The organism is Streptomyces colonosanans, from assembly GCF_001866645.1.
GTDB lineage: Bacteria > Actinomycetota > Actinomycetes > Streptomycetales > Streptomycetaceae > Streptomyces > Streptomyces colonosanans.
The window spans coordinates 1-3227 of the sequence record NZ_MLYP01000114.1; the positions used below are offsets into that span (position 1 = coordinate 1).

Sequence of the window (3227 nt, forward strand, 5' to 3'; positions counted from 1 at the left end):
GGTGCCCCCACGACGCCGCTCCTCAACGGGCTAACGCTGCCTGCCACGGCACTAGCTCTGCGGGACGTCCTTGACGAACACGATCCCGTCGCTGTCCGCCAGGTGGGCCGGGTCGAGCGGGGAGTAGCCGAACCAGGGGGATACGCGGGGCGCGGGCCGCGTGTCGCCGAGGGTCATGGCCAGCCGGGGGGCGTCGATGACGCAATGGTCCTTCGGGAGCGCGTACAGGAGTCCTTCGATGGTGTCCGGCGGCGGCGTGTCCACTCCCTGGTGGCGGATCGTGCCGAGGGCCGTGGCCACGAAGGCGTACCCCTCGCCAAGCTGAGCGCTCAACAGCGCACCGGCGCTCCACCACTCCACCGGCCCCTGCCACATCTGCATCGTGCTCTTCTCCCGCTGGAGATGGGAGTTGTGGGCGTGAACAAGTGTCGGGCCCCGCTGAGCGAGCGCGAGGAGGTTGTGGGCCATCATCTGGGCCCGCAGCGCGCACAGCCGCGTCATGCGGGCCGGTGAGGTGTCGGCCATCCAGTAGTGGTAGCGCAGCACGCCGGTCGCGGTGCGCCCGTACAGGCGCGCCCGGTCCCACTCGTCCCGCGAGGTCGCCGCGAGCAGGTGCGGCGTCTGCACGTCGAGCAGCGCCACCAGATCATCGGCAAGCAGCCGCAACTCCCCGGCCTCGGCCGACTGCCCCACGGACTGGGCCGGGTCCATCATCGCGGCGGAATTGGTCCACCGGTCGTCGCTTCCGAGCAGGCGGTCGAGCGTTTCCCCGGTGCAGGGGAGCAGGTCGGCGTCCACCGAGGTTGAGAGGTAGCGGTGGAGTGCGGTGAGGGCCTGCCGGGGGCTTTCGGCGCAGGTGATTTCCAGCGGGCCGTCGAAACCGGCGAAGTGGACCCGCTCGGACGTGGGCCGGCTCTCGTTGTACGCGCGCATCCAGCGCACGAGTTCGCGGTTGGCCGCGGACACGTTGAACCACCCGTGGCTGAATCCGCGCTCCATGACCTCGTCGAGGGTGCCCTGGCCTGAGGTGACGTAGTCGTCCACGGCCAGCCCCATCAGGCAGTCACTCTCGATCGCGATCGTCCGGTAGCCCTCCTGCTCGACGAGTTGCCGGAACAGTTCGTTGCGCAGGTCGAGCAGTGTGTCCTCGCCGTGGGTGGGCTCGCCCAGGGCGAGCATCTGCGGCCGGGTCGGGAGCAGCCTCATGACGGCGGCAGCCTCGACGGCATGGGCGGTGTCCTTGATGTCAGTCGCCATGCCTTCAACGGTATCGTTGAACTTTCGGTTGAAACTTTCCCGCGCTATCGTCGGAAACATGGGGCAAAACCTTCAAAGCGGTGAACGGCTCAGGCCGGTTGATCTGGCGCGTGGGCACGGTCTGTCCACGCAGGCGATCAGGAACTACGAGGAGGCCGGCATCCTTCCGGCCGCCGGGCGCACACCCCACGGCTACCGCACCTACACCCCGCTGCACGCGCAGGCCCTGCGCGCGTTCCTCGCCCTGGTGCCCGGCCACGGCCACCAGACGGCGACGTCGATCATGCGGGTGGTGAACGAGGGCGCGGCCGAGGAGGCGTTCCGTCTCATCGACGAGAGCCACGCCCGGCTCCTCGACGACCGCCGGACCCTCCAGGCCGTGGAGAGCGCCCTGCGTGACCTGAAGCCCACCGCGGCTTCCCACCCCAACACTGCGTCCAGACCCGACGGCACGTTCATCGGGCCGCTGGCGGAGAAGCTCGGCATCCGGCCCGCGACGCTGCGCAAATGGGAGCGCGCCGGGCTAGTGAGCCCGCGCCGCGACCCGCGGACCGGGTACCGCGTCTACGACGAGGCCGACGTACGGGACGCCCGGCTGGCCCATCAACTCAGGCGCGGTGGCTACCTGCTGGAGCAGATCGCTCCGCTGATCGCCCAGGTACGGGCCGCAGGCGGGCTGGAACCGCTGGAGGCCGCACTGGGCGACTGGCACGGCCGGCTGTCCGCCCGCGGGCGGGCGATGCTGACCGGCGCCGCCGAGCTGGAGGCGTACCTCCGCGAGCGCGGATGACATTTCGGCTGTCAGCCGAAGAGAGACTCCAGGACAGACACACCCGAGCGCGCGACGCGCCCCCCGCGCGTGCCGGTGCCCGTCTGCAACTGCCGCATCGGCTACCTCTCGTTGGAGACGCTGCAGCTGTACGACGTGTTCGCGGGCGGCGTCCTGGAACGGATCCCGGCCACGCCACCCGCGGTTCGACGCTTGCCTCCGACGCCCTTGCCGCGGGGGCGCCCTCGCAGGCCTTGTCAGGCCGGGCGGCCGGGTGCCTGGTCGAAGTCGTCGTTACTCATCCGGTGTTCGTGTCCGTCCCGGCCGAATGCAACACGGCTGCGCTGCCGGCATGTGGATCACGGTGAGGGCGGCGGCGATCACCGCCGCCGAGCCCGACCACCGCAACTCACCCTGGGGCCGGGCTGGGACCGGGCTGTGCTGTGAACGGCCGCGGGCCCGGCTGTAATTCGCTTGACCTGGCCACAAGGCAACGCTGCACTGTGGCAGGGCACCACGAGTGGTGGTGCCGGTATTCTGAGGAGGCAGCGGCAGCAATGGAGATCCGTCCCACGACCGACCAGGACCTCGACGTCTTCGTCGGCGCACTCCATGCCGCGTTCGGGCGCTTCCCGGAAACCCCGACCGAGGGCGGCGGCGGGGTCTGGTGGGCGGCGCTCGAAATGGACCGCAGCCTGTTCGCCATGACGGGGGACGGGCAGCCCGTCGGCACCGCCGGTGCGTACTCCTTCGAGCTCACCCTGCCCGGTGAGATCCTCGTCCCGGCCGCCGGGGTGACCGCCGTCGGCGTCCTGCCCTCGCACCGACGCCAGGGCGTGCTCAGCACGATGATGCGGCATCAACTCACCGAGCTGCGGGCCCGCGGGGAGGTCCTCTCCGTCCTGCTGGCCTCCGAGGCCTCGATCTACGGCAGGTTCGGCTACGGACCGGCGACCTACACGCAGCGGCTGACGGTGCCACGCCACCAGGCCGCCCTCGCCACCCCTCGGGCGGGCGGAACAGCCGACGCCCCGGCGACCGGCTCGGACACCGGCTCGGTCGAGGTACTGCGGCGTGCCGAGTGCGGCAAGATCCTGGAAGAGGTCTACGACCGGTACCGCCGCGCACAGCCCGGCGCGCTGTCCCGGCCGCACCGCTGGTGGGCCATGGGCGCGGGGCAGCCCCCGGTCGCTCCGGCTCC

General features: G+C 71.0%; 3 protein-coding genes. 2 read left to right on the forward strand and 1 reads right to left on the reverse strand.

Annotation, left to right across the window (positions count from 1 at the left end; all coding sequences use genetic code 11):
• Positions 1–51: 51 nt before the first annotated feature.
• On the reverse strand, positions 52–1257 hold the full coding sequence (locus BIV24_RS30035) for an erythromycin esterase family protein (RefSeq protein ID WP_071369626.1): 1206 nt from the start codon (positions 1255–1257) through the stop codon (positions 52–54).
• A gap of 58 nt (positions 1258–1315) precedes the next feature.
• Here BIV24_RS30035 and BIV24_RS30040 point away from each other — a divergent pair, with 58 nt between their 5' ends.
• On the forward strand, positions 1316–2047 hold the full coding sequence (locus BIV24_RS30040; protein ID WP_071369627.1) for a TioE family transcriptional regulator: 732 nt from the start codon (positions 1316–1318) through the stop codon (positions 2045–2047).
• Positions 2048–2583: 536 nt separating this feature from the next.
• The coding region (locus BIV24_RS30045) for a GNAT family N-acetyltransferase (protein ID WP_143064702.1) at positions 2584–3227 on the forward strand (644 nt) is incomplete at its 3' end.

Excerpts from the sequence above, each read along its gene's own strand:
- BIV24_RS30035 (WP_071369626.1), bottom strand. The coding sequence starts at position 1,257 with ATGGCGACTGACATCAAGGACACCGCCCATGCCGTCGAGGCTGCCGCC.
- BIV24_RS30040 (WP_071369627.1), top strand. The coding sequence starts at position 1,316 with ATGGGGCAAAACCTTCAAAGCGGTGAACGGCTCAGGCCGGTTGATCTG.